Here is a 2,334-nt window from a genome sequence, read left to right as displayed (position 1 = left end):
GCTGAGTGCAGCCCGAACCTTCAGGGCGTACCGTTCAGCGCGCTCAAGCGTACTATACTTTCGATCTTCGAAGTGATCGCCAGAGATTCGGATAGTCTGGTCGACATCCGAAAGGAGTTGCAGGCAATCCATCAACTCGCGATCGATTCCATATTGGATATTCCGGTCGAGGATCCTCGCTGGAGCGAGTTGGAGCCTTACGCGCGCGCGCGTGCCATTTCCGATGCAAGTTGCGCCATCGTTCAAAGCTTGGCCCTCCAGCAGCGCACCGTTCTTCTCATCGAGGACCTGCACTGGATCGACCGAGCCAGCGATACGGTTGTTGCTGCAATCGCGTCGTTGCAGAGCCCCAACCTGATAGTTTTTCTCACGAGCAGGCCGAACGGCATGCCTGAGTGGATCGCGCGCTGCCACGCGGAAGTGATTGCAATGCGCCCCCTGGATGACGATTCGGGATTGGCCATGTTGGCCGATATGCTCGGACCGTCGGCGACGAACACCGATTTGAAGAACCGGATCATCTCTCATACTGCCAACGTTCCCCTGTTTCTCGAGGAAGTCTGCCGTGGGCTGAAAGATAGTGGCACGCTTCGCGGTCAGTGGGGTGACCTTGCGCTCGTTCGACCCATTGAAGAGCTCGGTATCCCCACCAGCATTCAGGGCGTGATTGCGGCGCGACTCGATCGTGTCTCAAGGCAGGAGCGCTCGGTTCTCCAAATAGCGGCGGCGCTGGGGCCACGCTCAAGCGTAATGATGCTGCGGAACGTCGCGGCGCTGCCCGAAGACGTTCTCCAGGATTGCCTTGGAGCGCTCGACCGAGCCGAGCTCCTCGTCAGGATCGATAGTGAACTTGAGGACTCGATCGAGTTCCAGCACGAGATGGTCCGCCAAGTGACCTACGAGTCGATGGTCGAAAAGGTGCGCGAAAATATACATGCGCGAATTCTTGCGGCCTTCGAAAGCGAGACATGGAGCGACGGTCCTGACACGCTTTGCTACCACGCAATGCGCGCGAAGGATTGGCTGAAAGCGTTCGGGTACGGGAGGGGTGCCGCGCAGAAATGTCTTGTGCGCTCGGCATATGCCGATGCGGTCGACTATTTCGGGATCGCGATGAGTTCCCTCGACAAAATACCGATGACTCCTTCGCGGGAGGCAGATGCAATTGACCTCCGGATGGAAGCGCGAATGGCATTCATCTGGTCCGGCCAGGTTGCCGAGTGGATCGATCTCGGAAAAGAGGCCGAACGCCGGGCTAGTGGAATTGACGACATCGGAAGAAAGGTCGCCGCCATGACCGTCATGGCGGGTGGACAGAACTTCTACGGGACGCCAACTGAAGCGGTTGCGCTTGGCCAGGAGGTTGTTGGTCTCGCCGAGAAGTCAGGCAACCCGGGTTGGCGCAACCTTGCACAATATAATCTCGGACAGGCCTATTTTCTCGCTGGTCGATATCGCGAAGCGGAGCAGACGTTGGCGCGAGGCCGCGCTAATCTCATGGGGCCGGAGGCAAGCGCGCCCTTCGGAACTCCCCCAAAATACACGCTCCTCCTCTGCTGCATGATGAAGAGCTTCACCCACACCGTGATGGGCGAGCTCGATGCCGCCGAGCAGCTCCAGCAGCAGGCCGCGGCGATCGCGGAGGAGACGGGCCGTCCCTATGACCGTGTCGCGGCGGCTTCTAGCGGCGGGTGGCTGAAGCTCGGCCGCAACGATCCGGCGGCGGCCGCTGCCATTCTCGAAGAGGGGTTCGTCCTGGCGCAGAAGCATGGCATCCGGCTGTTCGTGCCGGTGCTCGCCTGCCATCTCGGCATCGCCTATCTGGAGCAGGGGCTGTTCGACCGCGCGCGCGGCATGCTCGGCGAGGCGCGCGAGGAGGCGAAGGCGGTCGGCTACACCTCGGCGGTGCTGCGCAGCTCGATCTACCTGGCGCTGGCCACCTCCCGCCTCGGCGATACCCAGGCCGCGCAGAACATGCTGCGCGAGGCGCGCAACACCGCCCGCCAGCAGGGGTTCGCCGGCCTCGAGGCCGAGGCCCTGTTCGTCGAAGCCGTCGTGACGCCGGCCTCGAGCGCGGAGAACAAGGCGGCCATTCTCGCCGCGCTCCGCGGCACGATCGCGATCGCATCCGAAAGCGGCGCGCTGCCGCTGAGGCAGAAGGCCGAGGCGATGCTGAACGAGGTGCTCGCCCGGGGTGATGAGCTGACCTGATCCTGCTCGCCGCTGACGGTCGGGTCCGCGACCGCGCCGTCGCGGGCTGATATTTGCCCGACACGTCATGAAAATCCTACAGTTAAAACAAAAGCTTAGCGCGGCGCTTGTACTGTGCATGGG

At 62.0% G+C, this 2,334-nt stretch carries 1 protein-coding gene; it reads left to right on the top strand.

Annotation, left to right across the window (positions count from 1 at the left end):
* Positions 1-2,211 (top strand): ATP-binding protein (locus tag ACXJMY_RS37795; RefSeq protein ID WP_456624434.1); only part of this gene is annotated, 2,211 nt, incomplete at its 5' end.
* Positions 2,212-2,334: the final 123 nt, after the last annotated feature.

Source organism: Bradyrhizobium sp. P5_C12 (assembly GCF_054049735.1).
Note: the sequence above shows the minus strand (reverse complement) of the source record. Positions and strands in the feature narration are given on the sequence as shown.